The following is a 14883-nucleotide window of genomic DNA, read 5'->3' as shown; positions in this document are numbered from 1 at the left end:
TGCCGCGCCTGCCCCGCCGGGGGACCCGCGACATTAAGATGCGCGGCTGGCCGAGCGCCCGGGATGACAGGTTGGGCGCGGATGGGGTAATCAACCGGCATGGCGCAAGATATCAGCGATCAGGCCCCCCAGCTCATGGGCGTCAGCCAGATGGTCACCATCGGCACGGTGGCGCTCGTCATCATCGTGCTCATGCTGGTGGTGATGTGGGCCCTGCGGCCCAAGACCCGCACCCTGTCGCGCCGGCGCTACAACGCCGAGGCCTACCGGCGCAAGCTGGCGCTGGACGACGCCGGCTATTCCGTGGTGCATGGCATCTACATCCGGGACAAGCAGGGCAAGGCGCTGCGTGTCGACCACCTGATCCGCCTGCCGGCCAGCGTGCTGATGGTGATGAGCGCGCCGGCCGACATGGGTGGCCGCATCAGCGCCCAGACCAAGGCGGGGCAGTGGCGCTACCTGGCGGCCAGCGGCCGGGTCGGCTTCTTCGTGAACCCGGTGGTTCAGGTCCAGCCGCTGATTCACATCATGAAGGCGCGCTTCCCCATGGTGCGCCTGCGCGTGCTGGTGGTGTTCCCTGACGGAACCGAGTTCACCAGCGGCGTGCCCAACACCGCCTGTCTGGCCAGTGACTTCCTGGCCACGCTGAAGTCCATGGCGCGCGAGGACGGGACGGAAAGCGAGGCCATGGCCGCGGCGTGGGAGCCCCTGTCCAAGGCGCTGGCGCGCAGCGGGGCCAACGCCAGCAACGCCGGGCGCGACGAGGAGGGGGGCGCGAAAGGGCTGCCCCCCGCAAAAGCCGCCAAGCGGCCTGGAAAAGTGGCACGACGCAGCCTACCTTGAGGCCATGCCGCACGATGCCCACACGATCGAACCCAACCTGCCGTTGCCCATGACCATGCCGCGGGGCAGCGCCCTGCCGCCGGCCATGGACGGCGTCCCCTTGCGCATCCAGTCTGAATTCCAGCCGGCCGGCGACCAGCCGCAGGCCATCAAGGAATTGCTGGAGGGCATCCACACGGGGGAACGCGATCAGGTGCTGCTGGGCGTGACCGGCTCCGGCAAGACCTTCACGATGGCGCACGTCATCGAACGGCTGCAGCGTCCCACCCTGATCCTGGCGCCCAACAAGACGCTGGCGGCCCAGCTGTATGGCGAGATGAAGAGCTTCTTCCCCGACAACGCGGTGGAGTACTTCGTCAGCTATTACGACTATTACCAGCCCGAGGCCTACGTCCCCCGCACCGACACCTATATCGAGAAGGAAAGCTCGATCAATGAGCAGATCGACCGCATGCGCCATGCCGCCACGCGGTCGCTGCTGGAACGGCGCGATTGCATCATCGTGGCCTCGGTGTCGTGCATCTACGGTATCGGCTCGGTCGAGACTTATTCGGAGATGACCCTGCCGGTGAAGGTGGGGCACGTGCTGAACCGCACCCATTTCCTGCAGCGGCTGGTGGAACTGCAATACCGGCGCAACGACGTCGGTTTCGGCCGCGGCTCCTTCCGCGTGCGCGGCGATACCATAGAGCTGTTCCCCGCCCACATGGAGGATCGCGCCTGGCGCTTCTCCCTGTTCGGGGATGAGCTGGAGGCCATCCAGGAGATCGACCCCCTGACGGGCGAGAAGATCGCCAGCCTGAAGGAGGTGCGCATCTACGCCAACAGCCACTACGTCACGCCCAAGCCCACCCTGCTGCAGGCGGTGGAGCAGATGAAGCGCGACCTGAAGCTGCGGCTGGAGGAGTTCTCGGCGCAAGGCAAGCTGCTGGAGGCCCAGCGGCTGGAGCAGCGCACGACCTTCGATATCGAGATGATGGTGGCCACCGGCTCGTGCGCCGGCATCGAGAACTATTCCCGCTACCTGTCGGGCCGTGCGCCGGGGGAGCCGCCGCCCACCCTGTTCGAATACCTGCCGCCGGATGCTCTGCTGATCGTGGATGAGAGCCACGTCATGGTGCCCCAGGTGGGCGGCATGTATAAGGGCGACTACATGCGCAAGTCGACGCTGTCGGACTATGGCTTCCGCCTGCCGGCCTGCATCGACAACCGCCCCCTGAAGTTCGAGGAATGGGACGCCATGCGGCCCCAGTCCGTCTTCGTCTCCGCCACCCCCGGCCCCTGGGAGATGGAGCGGACGGGCGGCGTCTTCGTGGAACAGGTGGTGCGGCCCACCGGCCTGATCGACCCCGAGGTCATCATCCGGCCCACCGAGACCCAGGTGGACGATGTGATGGCGGAGTGTCGCGAGTGCATCGCCAAGGGCCAGCGCGTCCTGGTCACCACCCTGACAAAGAAGATGGCGGAGGCACTGACCGACTATATGCACGAGGCGGGCATCAAGGTCCGCTACATTCATTCCGACGTCGAAACGTTAGAGCGTATCGAGATCATCCGCGACCTGCGCCTTGGCGCCTTCGACGTGCTGATCGGCATCAACCTGCTGCGCGAAGGCCTGGACATTCCCGAGTGCGGCCTGGTCGCCATCCTGGACGCGGACAAGGAAGGCTATCTGCGCTCCCGCACCTCGCTGATCCAGACCATCGGCCGCGCGGCGCGCAACGTCGATGGCCGTGCCATCCTGTACGCCGACAAGACCACGGCCAGCATGGCGGCGGCGCTGGAGGAAACCAGCCGCCGCCGGGAGAAGCAGCGCGCCTATAACGAGGCCCACGGCATCACCCCGGAATCGGTGAAGAAGCAGATCGCCGACGTGCTGAATTCGGTCTACGAGCGCGGCGACCGGGTGAACGTGAACACCGGCTTCGCCGAAGAGGGCAGCCTGGTGGGCCACAACCTCAAGGCCGCCATCGCCGACCTGGAAAAGAAGATGCGCACCGCCGCCGCCGACCTGGAGTTCGAGGAGGCCGCCCGCATCCGCGACGAGATCCGCCGGCTGGAGGCGATCGACCTGGGTCTGGATCCCGGCGCCACTCCCCTGCGGGCCAGCGCCATGGGTGAAAAGGGTCGCGCCAGCACGGTGGGCGAGAGGTCCAACATCAAGGCGCCCATCCCTGCCGGCCGCCCGGCCGGCAGCAAGCCTGGTGGACGGCGGCGTAAAGGTCCGTAACTTATTTTACCCGGGTATTATTGACTTTCATATCCTTCGGGCCTAGGTATCGCGTCGTTCATGGGAATGGAGGACGTGATGGGCCTGGATCCGCACATGCGCTGCACCGCTTTCGCGGGTACCCGCTTTCTTGCCACCGGCACGCTGGTGGAGGCGGCGCTGGCGGCCAAGGCGGCGCAGGACGCGGGCGACGACGGCCTGATCTTCATCTTCAACGAGGCGACGGGCCGGGCCGTGGATGTGGATTTGCGCGGGCCTGTGGAGGCGGTGCGCGGCCGCCTGGCGCCGGTGTTCCCGGCTGACCTGGCACCGGCACCCGCCCGGCCGGGCCGTCCCAAGCTGGGCGTGGTGGCGCGCGAGGTCACGCTGCTGCCCCGCCATTGGGAATGGCTGAACAGCCAGCCGGGCGGGGCCTCCGTCGCCCTGCGCAAGCTGGTGGACGCCGCCCGCCACGCCAACGAAGGCGCCGACCGTGTGCGCCAGGCGCAAGAGGCCGCCTACCGCTTCATGTCCACCATGGCCGGCGACCGCACCGGCTTTGAGGAGGCGGCGCGCGCCCTGTTCGCCGGCGATCGCCTGGGGCTGGAGGCCCACAGCCGGGGCTGGCCGGCCGACGTGCGTGTCCACGCCCTGCGCTTGGCGGAGCCGGCTTTCGCTGTCTGATGCAGGGGTGTCCTCAGAAGAACAGCCGGACGCCTAGCTGCGCCTGGTTTTCGTGCGCCTCGATGGGCAGGTCGACGTTCAGGCGCTGCTGCCGGCGGCTATCGACATGCACCCATTCCAAGGTCCAGCGCATCCAGGCCAGGGGGCGGTACGACATGGCGGCGGTGTAGGCTTTGCCGTGCTCATCGAAATGGGGGCGGGTGGTGACGGGCGTATCCTCGTGCGTGCCGAAGGCGTCGAAGCGCCCGCTGAGGCGGAATCGGCCCCATTCCTGGCTGGCCAGCAGGTAAAGCGCCTGGAAGTGGCCATCGCTCTCACTGGCGGCGGTGGGGTAGATGCTGGTGCCACCGCGCATGGCCTGGGCCAGCAGGGTCAGGCCCTGTGCCGGCGTGATCCTGTAGCCGACACTGTCGAAGTCGGTGTCCCAGGCGTAGCCCTTGCCGTTGGTGACGCTGGGGTCGCCCCGGTTGTCCCAGTGCAGGTAGGACAGCTCGCCCCCCAGCGGGTCAGTCCAACGCCCGCCGACATAAAAGCCCGGCTGGTGGTCGATCTCCGCGAAGGGCTGGAAGCTGGCGGGCGGGCTGCGGTGCTGGTGCTTGGGCACCTCGTCCGGCAGGCGCAACTTGTCCAGCAGGCCGGCCGGCCGCTCGATCAAGGCCCAGCCGCGATAGTCCAGCATCTCGCCCGTGCCGTCATTGCCGGCGAAGACGGCGCCGATCAGGTCGAAACGGCTGCCGCCCGGTCCGTCCGGCCGCCAGGTGAGCGTGACCTCCGACCCTTCGGTGCGCAGTTCCTCCCCTACCCAGCTGTTGATGGCGCTAGGCGTCAGGGTGTAGCGGCTGGTCCAGGCGATGCCGTCGTTTTCCAGGGAGATGGGCGGGAAGAAGGCGCCGGCCTTCAGCTGCCAGGACAAGGGCCCGGTGGGCGCGGGGCGCCAGCGGACGAAGGCCTCGATGATGTCCACCGCCGTGCGCTGCTCCCCCTCCGCCCGAACATGGGTGTAGACGTCAAGGCCAGGGATCAGGTGGGCGGTCGCCATCAGCGACGCCTCTTCCAGCGTTGTGGTGCGCGCTCCCGGGTCGCCACCGGTGCGCAGCTTGCCCAGGCCGCCGTCGAAGGTGCTGCGGTCATCGGGGGTCCGCGCCACCCGCGCATCCAGCAGGCCGTGGAACTCGATATCCGGAAAGCCGTCCGCCGCTTGGGTGGGAGGCGCGGCCAGCAGCATCGCACCGGCGGCCAGAAGGAAAGGCCGTACGCCGATGCGCTGGCTCATGCGTGCGCCTCCCGCAGGGTGGCCTGCCAGGGGATCTCGCCGGCCGCGTGGCTGGCCAGGAAGTCGGCAAAGGCGCCGGGCATGAGGGGGCGGGCGATGTAATAGCCCTGGGCCAGGTCGCACCCCATCTCCGCCAGCAGGTTCAGGCTGGCGCCGTTCTCCACGCCCTCCGCCGTGACCTTGTAGCCCAGGTTGTGACCAAGTTCGATGATGGAGCGGACGATGGCCTGGTCCTCCGCCGTCTCATCCAGCGCCTTGACGAAGGAGCGGTCGATCTTGATCTCCCGCACCGGCAGGCGGCGCAGATAGGCGAAGGATGACTGGCCCACACCGAAATCGTCGATGGACAGCTCCACCCCCCGGTCGGCCAGGCGGCGCAGCATCGCGATGGCGGCCTCCGGCTCACCCATGATGGCGCTTTCGGTGATCTCCAGCATCAGGCGGTCCGCGTTCAGGCCGGTCTCCGCCAGCAGCGCGTCGATGCGATCCGGCAGGCTGGCGTCACCCAGGTCGCGGACCGACAGGTTGACGGACATGCGCAGATCCTGGCCCGCCGCCGCCCAGGCGGCGGACTGGCGCAGGGCGCGGCGCAAGCCCCAGCGGGTCAGGTGGCGGATGGCGCCCGTCTCTTCCGCCAGGGGGATGAAGCTGTCAGGCGGGACGAAGCCGCGGCGGGGATGCGTCCAGCGCACCAGCGCCTCCGCCCCCACCACGCGGCCGGTCTGCGGCTCCAGCTTGGGCTGATAGGCCAGTTCCAGGGCGTCCTGCTCAATAGCGACCTTCAGATCGCCCATCAGCGACAGCCGCTCCGGCCGATGCGGATCAGCGGCATGGTCATAGAGGCGGACATAAGGCTCGGCCGCGCGGGCATTCAGCATCGCCACGTCGGCGTGGCGCAGCAGAATGCTGGCGGTGTCGGATGGCGGTGCGCCGGGGGTGGGGTCGGGGTAGACGGCGATGCCCACGCCGGCCGCCAGGTCCACGGTCACCTCCGCCTCGCCATAGGGCGCCTCGCTGTAGGGCGCATCGAAGGCGGCCACCAGGGTGGGGGCCAGCGCCTGGGCGGCCGCGGCGTCGCGATCCACCAGCAGGATGGCGAAGCCGTGTTCCGACACCCGGGCGATCACCGCGTCGCCGGCGCCGTTGACGGCCAGGGTGCGGGCCAGGCGGTCGCCGGCGTCACGGGCGACGCGGTCCGCCAGGTCGTGGCCCAGGGTGTTGGTCACCTCGCGCAAGCGGTCCAAGCCCACCAGCAGCAGGGCCACGCCGTGGCCCTGGTCGATGGCCTGGTCCACCTGTTCCTCCAAATTCAGGCGGTTGGGCAGGCCGGTGATGGCGTCATGCAGCGACTGGTGGCGAATATGCTCCTCACGGTCGGCGATGGCCTGGGCCATGTCGTCCAGGGCCGTGGTCAGCTGCCCGATCTCATCGCTGGTGCGCACGGGCGGCAGGGGGGTGTAGTCGCCATCGGCGATGCGCCGGGCCACGGCGGCCAGGGCCGTCACCGGGCGGGTGACGCCGCGCGCGATCAGACCGATGCCGATCAGCGCCGCCACCAGGCCGCCGGCCATCAGCGCGCCCATGTACAGCATGATCTTGCGATAGGGGGCCAGCGCCTCGTCCAGCGGGTATTGCAGCACGGCCATCATGGGCAGGCTGCCCGGGGCGGTGGGAATGGGCGTGGTCAGCACCAGGTATTCGGCGCCGTGCTTGGTCAGCAGCTGCGGTTCGGTGGCGGCCATCTGGCCGGGCGCGGCGATTCCCGCCAGCGGATCCATGGGCTCGCCGGCGGCGGCCACCACGGACCAGGGCGCCTCGGGCGCCGTTTGGCCGGCCAGTGCAATGTCCTTGCGCAGGGGGGAAAGGGCGCGCAGCTCCTCCGCGAAGCGGTCGTCCACCCGCACCATGATGCAGATCCAGGCGATGGGGTCAGGCAGCAGCACAGGCACCACCACCAGGCGGTAGGGCACGCCGTCCACGACGCCGGACGCCGCCGCCCGGCCGGACTCGCCCGCCAGCGGCAGCAGGTCGGGGAAGGCAAAACGGCCCAGGCCGGTCAGTTCCCGCGGGCGGGCGGTGTCGGCGGCGATGGTGCCGTCCAGATCGATCAGCAGCATCCGGCTGGCGCCCACGCGCCGGCCGAAGTTGCGCAACGCGCTGATGGCCGTCCCGCTGTCGTGCACGGCGATGGATTGGCGCAGGGCGTAGTCCAGCGACATGATCTTGGCATCTTCCGCCAGATGGCCGGCCAAGGTGTCCAGATGGCGCGAGAAGGACTGGGCGCTGGTCACCAGCTGCTGCTTGCCGGTGTCGATCAGGGCCGAGCGCGCCACGCCGTACAGGATGACCATGGTGCCCAGCTGCACGACGGCCAGGCTGGCGACCAGGAACAACACCAGTCGATTTCTAAAGCCGAGAGCCACGGGGGCGCGTCCTGTCGTTTCTTAGTAACCGCCGCGTTCAGGGTCGACGCCCTGCCGGGTGTCGGGCAGCAGGGCGGGCAGGGTCAAGGTGACCGGCGTGCCCAGCGCCGAAGCGGCAACGGTCTGCTGCGGCGGCGTGCCGCCGGGCTTCAGGCGCGGCTGCCAGGCGGCCACGGCGACGCCTGCCGCGGGCAGCCCGGCCAGCACGGCCTTGCCATCCTTGCCCGTGACGGCGGCGAAGGGGGCGGCCGTCACATACAGATGGGCGATCATATGGTCATGGATGTTGCAGCCCAGCGCCACGATGCCGGTCTGGTCGAACTTGCGCTGACCGATCTGTCCTGGCGACAGCACGAACTCGAACTTCGCGGCTTCGGAATAGGAATAGACGTGGTGGCGGGTCAGGTCGCTGTTGCGGAAGGTGACCGTGCCGCCCCTGGGCACCACCATGACATAGGGCACGAAGGTTTCGTCGATCTGGTCCACGATCAGCGGCGACGGCGGGGTGGCGGGCGGCAGGGCGGGGCCGTCCGGTGTGGCGGTGACCACGGCGTCGGCGACGGGATGGCCGGCGCCGTCGACCACCATGACCGTCAGGTCGGCGGCGGCAGCGCGCACCATGGGGGCCAGCGCCAGGCAAGCCACTAAGCAGAAACCCAGGGCGGTGCCGGCCCGCCGGCCGGTCTTCATTATCGCGCGACCGTGATCGGTGCCGCCGGCGAAACCCATAAAGCGCCCCTCGAAGGCAGGTTGTTTTTTCAACGCGCAAGTGTGCCACAATCCGCGCGCCGATCCGTGGACATTTTCCCTAAGCATAGGTGCCGGAAAAGTCCATCGGGGGTGACAAACCGCCTCGGCATTCCGGTACCCCGGGAGACGAAGCGGGGGGCGGAATGATGCGGCGGCGGATTTTAGAATAATTCTAAATTATCTTGCCCGCCACTGTCCAAGGGGTTACCTTGACCGGCAGACCAGAACGGAAGGAAACAAGAATGGCTATCGACATCGGCATCTCCGAACAGGACCGCAAGGCCATCGCCGAGGGGCTCAGCCGCCTGCTGGCCGATACCTACACGCTGTACCTGAAGACCCATAACTTCCATTGGAACGTTACCGGGCCGATGTTCAACACCCTGCACACCATGTTCATGACCCAGTACACCGAGCTGTCGGTGGCGGTGGATGACATCGCGGAACGCATCCGCGCCCTGGGCTTTCCGGCCCCGGGTTCCTATGCTCAGTTCGCCGAGCTGACCGTCATCCGGGAAGAGCGGGGCGTGCCCAAGGCGGAAGAGATGATCCAGCAGCTGGTCGAGGGCCAGGAGGCGGTGGCCCGCACCGCCCGCTCCATCTTCCCGGTGGCCGAGAGCGCCAGCGACGAGCCGACCTGCGACCTGCTGACCCAGCGCCTGCAGGTGCATGAGAAGACCGCGTGGATGCTGCGCGCCATGCTGGAAGGCTGACCGGCCGATCAACGGTACTTATGCGAAAGGCGGTCCCCGCCCGGGCCGCCTTTCGTTTCAAGGTCAGGACCTCAGCGCCGCCTGCCGTTCGATGCGTTCGTGCAGGCCGGCGGGGGCCAGGCCCAGGGCGACCAGGGCCTCAGTCGCCACGAACATAGGGCCGATCAGGGCCTGGAACAGGTTGTCCACCAGGGCCGGCTTTCGGCCCTCATAGACATGGCCCAGCAGCTGCAGCGCCCAGCCGCCGACGAAAAGGACGCCGGCCAGACCTTGCACGGCGCCGACGGACAGCCGTTCCACCAGCCAGGCCGATAGCAGCACCGACGGCACCACCAGCAGGCCCAGCGCCAGGCCCACGGGGCGGTTCAGGGCGATCCACAGCGCCCAGACCACGGCCGACAGGGCAAGGCCCAAGGTCACCGTTCCCAGGCCTGCCACCGCGCCCAGGCGCACCAGGCTACAGGCCAGCACCACGGAAAAGACGATCACCGGAATGCCCACGGCGTGGGTGGCCTTGTTGCGGCTGTCGCGATGGTAGGTCGTGTACATGGCCATCTGGCGCTCGAACACTGTGTCCGCCACCGGCCCCTCCCTGTCGTTCAAGTTATCGATCGCTAACTATAACGCCAATCTTTCCTCATTGCGCGGCATATCCGGCCTGGTGCCCTTCCACCACGCGGTCGGCCAGGCGGCCCATCAGTTCCGTCAGGTGGTCGAAGCGGGCAGTATAGCCGCCCAGGCCCAGGGTCAGGGACCGCAGGTCGACGATAAAGTCACCCATGTCCGCCTGGGGAACGTAGGTCGTCACCTGGTCCCAGCCGGACCAGCCCGGGCGCACGTCGAAGCCCAGGATCTGCCCGCGCCGGCCGCTCAGCAGCCGTTGCGCCTTGGCCGTGAATTCGGTGGGTGTGACCACCGTGACCAGCAGAACGGGTTCCAGCAACACCGGTTCGGCCTTGGTCAGAGCCTCCTGCACGGCCATGCGGCCGGCGGTGCGGAAGGCCTGCTCGCTGCTGTCCACGGCATGGAACTGGCCGCCGGTCAGGGTGACCGACACATCCACCACGGGGAAGCCCAGGGGGCCGCAGGCCAGGGCCTCGCGCGCGCCATCCTCCACCGCTGGGATGAAGGACCGGGGGATGGCGCCGCCCACCACCTTGTCCTCGAAGCGGAAGCCTTCGCCGCGGTCCAGCGGCGTCACCGTCAGCTGCACGTCGGCGAACTGGCCATGGCCGCCGGACTGGCGTTTGAAGCGGGCATGCTCCGCCACCATGCGCCGGATGCTCTCGCGATAGGGCACGGCCGGCGGCCGGCCGGTGACGCCCAGGCCAAAACGGCCGCGCAGCCGGTCCAGCGCGATGCCCAGATGCACCGTGCCCTGGCCGGACAGCACCATCTCCCCGCCCTCCATCTCCAGGCGCAAATCCGGATCCTCGTCCAGCAGCTTGGCCAGGGCACCGGTCAGCTTGACCTCATCGGCCCGCTGTTCCGCCCGCACGGCCAGGGCGTGCACCGGTTCCGTCGTCGCCGGCCAGGACGGGGGCGTGCCCGCCTCACCCCTGGCGGACAGCAGGGCGCCGGGCTGGGCATGCTCCAGCTTGGCCAGCGCCACCACCGCCCCCGGTCCGGCGCCGGTGATCCTGGCGGGGGTGGCGCTGCCCAGGGCGAAGATGCCGCCCACCCGGTCGGGGCCCAGGGTTTGGCCGTCCGTCACCTCTCCCTGCCAGACGCGGCAATAGGCCAGGCGGCCGCTGTGCGGGGCGTGGTGGATGCGGAACGGTTGCACCAGGACCCCGTTTCCCTCCAGCCCCAGCCGCCGGGCGGTCATGCCCACCGGCGGCGCCTCATGCCGCAGAGCCTTCAGCAGGCGGCGCACGCCATGGTCGTTCTGGGCGGAGCCCAGGAAAACAGGGACGATCAGATCGTCGGCCAAGTCGCGGCTCAACTGGCGGTACACGTCGGCTGGCGGCGGCGACACGTCGTCCAGCAACTGCTCCAGCAGGGCGTCGTCGAAATCGGCCAGGGCCTCCAGCAAATCCTGGCGGGCGGCCCGCTCCCGCGACAGTACGGCGTCGGGCATGGGCACCGTCTCGGACTTGGCGCCGGCGCAATAGCGGTAGGCGCGCTCGCTCACCAGGTCGACATAGCCGGTGACGGCCCGTCCCTGGCGAATGGGCACCTGGCGCAGCACCAGGGGCCGCTGCGACACGCCTTCCAGCGCCGTCATCAGATCGGCCACGCGCACGTCGCCGCCGCCCATCTGGTCCACCTTGTTCACGAACAGCAGGTGGGGGATGGCGTTCTCATCGAGGAAGCGCAGCAGGGGGGCCAGCATGGCGGCCTTGTCCGGCACCGGCTCGCACACCACCACGGCCACGTCGGCCACCATCAGGGCGCGGGCGGCGTCGCCCGCCAGCTCAATGGAACCCGGACAGTCCAGGATGTGCCAGGGGTCGCCCAGGTACGCGCAGGTGTGGACGCTCACTTCCGTGCTCATGTGGCGCGCCCGGGCCTCGGCGCTGGCGTCGCCGGCGCTGGTGCCGTCCTGCACGCTGCCCTTGCGGGCGATCTGGCCCGTGGCCATCAACAGGCTTTCCAACAGGGTGGTCTTGCCGCTGAGGTAGGGCCCCACCAGGGCCGCGCACCGCGGCGCCGTTCTTGTGCCGTTGCTCATCCTTAGCCTCCGGATCTCGTTGTCCGGGGCCTGGTGCTGGGCGGTCATGCCGGGCCGGGGGCGCCGTGGTACGCAAAGGGGCACTGACGAGATGCTGGCGGTGGAAACGCTGCTGACAGGAACGTTGTTGGCGCCCGGGGAACGGCGGCCGGAACCAGTCCGGGCACCCGCTTCCTCCCGAGGCATGATGACACACCCGCCCCGCCCGGCTGTCGAGTGAAAAGCGCGTCCGGGGCCTATTCGGCGGCACGGCGGACCCGTCTATCGATTCCATAGCCGGCTGGGTCCTTGATATGGACGCGGCCGTTCCCTCTTTATAAGGGGCGCCGGGAATGGGCTGACATCGGCCAGTGCGACGGAAACAAGGGAACGGCATCATGCTGATCAGGACCAAGCGTGACTGGGAATTGCCGGAGTCGGCGGCGACGCCGGAATCGGTCTACATCAACCGCCGCGCGCTCATGGCCGGCGCCGGCGCTATCGCCGGCGGCTTGGCCCTAGGGGGCACCGCCCGGGCGGCGGATGTCCCGGTGGCCGCCCCGGTGCGCAACCCCGCCTATACGCTGGATCGGCCGGTGACGCCGGAGGCCGCCGCCACCAGCTACAACAACTTCTATGAGTTCGGCACGTCGAAGGACGTGGTGACGGCGGCGCAGAAGATGCCGCTACGTCCCTGGACCCTGCGCATCGACGGCATGGTGGAAAAGCCCCTGACCCTGGGCGTCGATGATCTGCTGAAGGCCATGCCGGTGGAGGAGCGCCTTTACCGGCACCGTTGCGTCGAGGCCTGGGCCATGGCGGTGCCGTGGATGGGCTTCCCGCTGGCCAAGCTGGTGGCTTTCGCCAAGCCGCTGTCCTCGGCGACCTATGTGGAGCTGCAGACCTTTGGCCGCGACACCTACGCCGCACCCGGCCTGCGCCAACCCTTCTATCCGTGGCCCTATGTCGAGGGCCTGACGATGGCGGAGGCGACGAACGACCTGGCCTTCATTTCCACCGGCCTCTACGGCAAGCCCTTGCAGGGTCAGAACGGCGCGCCGCTGCGCCTCACCCTGCCGTGGAAGTATGGCTTCAAGTCGGTGAAGTCCATCGTGCGGATCACCTTCACCGACAAGAAGCCCAAGACCTTCTGGGCCCTGTTGAATGCCGATGAATACGGCTTCTGGGCCAACGTCAATCCGGCCGTGCCCCATCCCCGCTGGTCCCAGGCGCATGAGCGTTTGCTGGGCAGCAATGAGTCGGTGCCTACGCAGATATTCAACGGCTATGGTGCCCAGGTGGCCGGACTATACAAGGGATTGGAAAAGGAAGCGTTGTTCATGTAGTCGCGTGAACCGGCCATTAACTATAGTGGCCGGTTCAAATAATCGCTTGCTGCCGCCGCCGGATAATTTACAGTATTGGGGGTTGAGAACATCGCCAGGGGGCGTTGGGGTGGGCGAGGGCGTTATCGCCATATTGGAGTTCGGGCTTTTCGTTTTTCTGGCCACCGCCGGAATAAGCGTGGTCGTGTCCCTGGTCGCCCATGTCTATAGCATGGTGCTGGAGCATACCGCCGACGTCAGCGGCCTGCGCCAACGCCTTGCCCGCTACGCGCGGATCGCCAGCGGGCTGTCGGACCGGGTGGAGGCGCGCAAGTCCACGGCGGCCGGGGCCGCCACCGTCCTGTTTTCCACCCAGCGCCAGGAAGCCCAGCTCAAGAAAAAGGTGCGGGAGCTGGAGGCGTCGCCCCACCGTTTCGTGCGCATCCTGGGGCATGAGTTGCTGCCCAACCGCCCCTTCGAATTCCTGGTCATGAACAGCTCCGTCTCCCACCAGGTCAAACGGGGGGAGCGGCACGCCTTTTTCGACAGCAGCTGGGCGCGGCCGGTGCCGGTCCATGTCTGGGCCACCAATATGGAAGAGGCGCGCGCGGAGTTTGAGCGCGCCTTTCCCCGGACCTTGGGTTTCAAGATCACCCATGCGCAGTCCCTGCCCACCGATGTGGCGCTGACCGACCCGGCCACCATGGCGCTGGAGGCGGCGCCGTGAACTGGTTCGGCATCGTCCTGGGCGTGATGATCGTCCTGATCGGCGTGAAGCCCGCCTTCCAGAAGGCGCAGCGCCAGATCAAGCGCACCCGCCGCAACATCAAGGATCTGCAGCGCCGGCGCTTCGTGCTGAGCCAGCAGGTGCGGACCCTGGCACGGGAGAGCCTGTCCCAGCGCCTGACCAGCGCTGCCGATGACGTGGAGTCGGCCGAACTGACCAGCCATGTGAAAGGGCTGACCGACCAGGTCAACAGCCTGGAATCGGTGGACCGCCGCATTCTGGTGACGGATGAGCGGCGCGGCCTGCAGGAAACCGGCTGGATCGTCCTGATCCGCCGCACCGAGGGCCTGCCCATGGAGCCCACCCGGGTGGTGAAGCTGTGGGAGGAGGGGCGCTACTTCTTCTTCTTCGCCAGCGACCTCACGCGGGCTCGGCGTAAGGCGCAGCTGCGTTTCCCCGCCGCCCAGGGCTATGAAATCCTGGATGTGGTGCCGCATGAGGGCGACCTGTCGGAAAACCCGACCTTCGGCGCCAAGAAGCAGAGCGCGTGAGGCGGGCCACCAGTTTATGCCCCTGGCGGCCGCCCAGCTAATTCAAGCCGGCGACATGCCGAATTCGCTCAAGGCAGCCTTCAGTGGCCGAGGAGCGAAAAGGGTGAAGAAAGCGCTTTACAGCCCCCGGACCTTCCCCTATAACCCGCCGCCCTGACCCCAGGACGGTTGCCCAGCAATCGAACGGCGGGTTGGGTGTCGCCAGTAAAGGCGACATGGTTCTCTGAAAAGTGAAAACATCTAACGCTGCATCGGCCAGTAACGATGGCTTCGTCGCGAACACAATGATCTGAAGATGGCCAAAATGGGTCGCATTTAGTTTGTTGAGTTTCCTCGAATAGCCACATGATGGCTTGGTTGGTATCTGTGGCGTCGACGTTGATTTGAAAAAATGAACGACGATGAAAAAAGATACTTGACGGCGATGCGATGAGCGACTAGATGTTTGGTCATCGACGCGGTGAACGCCGCACGATGAAGCGACGACGAAGCGCCGGTTGACGCCGGATTGGTCGTCCGGCGCCGTGAGCGGCGCCAGGCTCTTGAACAAGTGAACGGAATTCGAGAAGGGATACGCGGGCGGCGGTGCCGACATTGCGATCTGGATCGCAACAAAGGCAATCAGCTTCGTCCACGTATCTTAAGAACATGCTCTGAAAATGTCCCTTCAGCGATGAGGGGAACAGGAACGGACTTGGGTTTGAGGTGCCGACTGAGGTTGGTTTCCGTCGA

12 protein-coding genes are annotated in these 14883 nt (G+C 67.6%); 7 read left to right on the top strand and 5 right to left on the bottom strand.

The window, feature by feature from the left end; translation table 11 throughout:
• Positions 1 to 99: 99 nt before the first annotated feature.
• The 3 genes from FBZ87_RS26320 to FBZ87_RS26310 all read left to right on the top strand — a co-directional run bounded on the left by FBZ87_RS26320 (position 100) and on the right by FBZ87_RS26310 (position 3736).
• Positions 100 to 843, top strand: a complete 744-nt coding sequence (locus FBZ87_RS26320; RefSeq protein ID WP_145613556.1) for an NERD domain-containing protein — start codon at positions 100 to 102, stop codon at positions 841 to 843.
• Positions 844 to 892: 49 nt separating this feature from the next.
• A complete protein-coding gene (gene uvrB, locus FBZ87_RS26315; protein WP_425465745.1) occupies positions 893 to 3073 on the top strand; it encodes an excinuclease ABC subunit UvrB in 2181 nt (726 codons plus the stop codon).
• Between the two features lie 78 nt (positions 3074 to 3151).
• Entirely contained in the window at positions 3152 to 3736 is a 585-nt protein-coding gene (locus tag FBZ87_RS26310; protein ID WP_145613554.1) for a DUF2239 family protein, read from the top strand.
• Between the two features lie 13 nt (positions 3737 to 3749).
• Here FBZ87_RS26310 and FBZ87_RS26305 read toward each other — a convergent pair whose 3' ends face one another.
• The 3 genes from FBZ87_RS26305 to FBZ87_RS26295 are packed head-to-tail and all read right to left on the bottom strand — an operon-like array spanning position 3750 to position 8161.
• The gene (locus tag FBZ87_RS26305; protein ID WP_145613553.1) at positions 3750 to 5009 is read right to left on the bottom strand and encodes a hypothetical protein; all 1260 of its coding nucleotides are present in this window, start codon (positions 5007 to 5009) and stop codon (positions 3750 to 3752) included.
• On the bottom strand, positions 5006 to 7405 hold the full coding sequence (locus FBZ87_RS26300; RefSeq protein ID WP_145613552.1) for a putative bifunctional diguanylate cyclase/phosphodiesterase: 2400 nt from the start codon (positions 7403 to 7405) through the stop codon (positions 5006 to 5008). Before FBZ87_RS26300 ends, FBZ87_RS26305 begins: the two co-directional genes overlap by 4 nt.
• Before the next feature lie 48 nt (positions 7406 to 7453).
• A complete protein-coding gene (locus FBZ87_RS26295) occupies positions 7454 to 8161 on the bottom strand; it encodes a cupredoxin domain-containing protein (RefSeq protein WP_145613551.1) in 708 nt (235 codons plus the stop codon).
• 263 nt (positions 8162 to 8424) lie between these two features.
• Here FBZ87_RS26295 and FBZ87_RS26290 point away from each other — a divergent pair, with 263 nt between their 5' ends.
• Positions 8425 to 8895: a Dps family protein gene (locus tag FBZ87_RS26290; RefSeq protein ID WP_145613550.1), complete on the top strand. Its 471-nt coding sequence runs from the start codon at positions 8425 to 8427 to the stop codon at positions 8893 to 8895.
• A gap of 63 nt (positions 8896 to 8958) precedes the next feature.
• Here FBZ87_RS26290 and FBZ87_RS26285 read toward each other — a convergent pair whose 3' ends face one another.
• Both FBZ87_RS26285 and FBZ87_RS26280 read right to left on the bottom strand, forming a co-directional pair.
• Positions 8959 to 9477 (bottom strand): Mpo1 family 2-hydroxy fatty acid dioxygenase, encoded by a 519-nt coding sequence (locus FBZ87_RS26285; protein ID WP_145613549.1) that lies wholly within the window; start codon positions 9475 to 9477, stop codon positions 8959 to 8961.
• Between the two features lie 55 nt (positions 9478 to 9532).
• Positions 9533 to 11569, bottom strand: a complete 2037-nt coding sequence (locus tag FBZ87_RS26280) for an elongation factor G (protein ID WP_145613548.1) — start codon at positions 11567 to 11569, stop codon at positions 9533 to 9535.
• A 377-nt stretch (positions 11570 to 11946) separates the two neighbouring features.
• On the opposite strand from FBZ87_RS26280, the gene msrP reads away from it, so the two are divergent.
• The 3 genes from msrP to FBZ87_RS26265 all read left to right on the top strand — a co-directional run bounded on the left by msrP (position 11947) and on the right by FBZ87_RS26265 (position 14151).
• Positions 11947 to 12894: a protein-methionine-sulfoxide reductase catalytic subunit MsrP gene (msrP, locus tag FBZ87_RS26275; protein ID WP_145613547.1), complete on the top strand. Its 948-nt coding sequence runs from the start codon at positions 11947 to 11949 to the stop codon at positions 12892 to 12894.
• A gap of 178 nt (positions 12895 to 13072) precedes the next feature.
• Positions 13073 to 13600, top strand: coding sequence for a hypothetical protein (locus FBZ87_RS26270; RefSeq protein WP_246134614.1), 528 nt, complete (start codon positions 13073 to 13075; stop codon positions 13598 to 13600).
• Positions 13597 to 14151, top strand: a complete 555-nt coding sequence (locus FBZ87_RS26265; RefSeq protein WP_145613545.1) for a hypothetical protein — start codon at positions 13597 to 13599, stop codon at positions 14149 to 14151. Before FBZ87_RS26270 ends, FBZ87_RS26265 begins: the two co-directional genes overlap by 4 nt.
• Positions 14152 to 14883 lie beyond the last annotated feature (732 nt).

Origin of the sequence: Nitrospirillum amazonense (assembly GCF_007828035.1) — a bacterium.
GTDB lineage: Bacteria > Pseudomonadota > Alphaproteobacteria > Azospirillales > Azospirillaceae > Nitrospirillum > Nitrospirillum amazonense.
This window is presented reverse-complemented; position numbering and strand designations above follow the sequence as displayed.

Bases quoted from the DNA above. Each gene is read 5' to 3' on its own strand.
- FBZ87_RS26280 (WP_145613548.1), bottom strand. From the start codon at position 11,569: ATGAGCAACGGCACAAGAACGGCGCCGCGGTGCGCGGCCCTGGTGGGG.
- uvrB (WP_425465745.1), top strand. From the start codon at position 893: ATGACCATGCCGCGGGGCAGCGCCCTGCCGCCGGCCATGGACGGCGTC.
- FBZ87_RS26295 (WP_145613551.1), bottom strand. From the start codon at position 8,161: ATGGGTTTCGCCGGCGGCACCGATCACGGTCGCGCGATAATGAAGACC.
- FBZ87_RS26320 (WP_145613556.1), top strand. From the start codon at position 100: ATGGCGCAAGATATCAGCGATCAGGCCCCCCAGCTCATGGGCGTCAGC.
- FBZ87_RS26305 (WP_145613553.1), bottom strand. From the start codon at position 5,009: ATGAGCCAGCGCATCGGCGTACGGCCTTTCCTTCTGGCCGCCGGTGCG.
- msrP (WP_145613547.1), top strand. From the start codon at position 11,947: ATGCTGATCAGGACCAAGCGTGACTGGGAATTGCCGGAGTCGGCGGCG.
- FBZ87_RS26290 (WP_145613550.1), top strand. From the start codon at position 8,425: ATGGCTATCGACATCGGCATCTCCGAACAGGACCGCAAGGCCATCGCC.
- FBZ87_RS26310 (WP_145613554.1), top strand. From the start codon at position 3,152: ATGGGCCTGGATCCGCACATGCGCTGCACCGCTTTCGCGGGTACCCGC.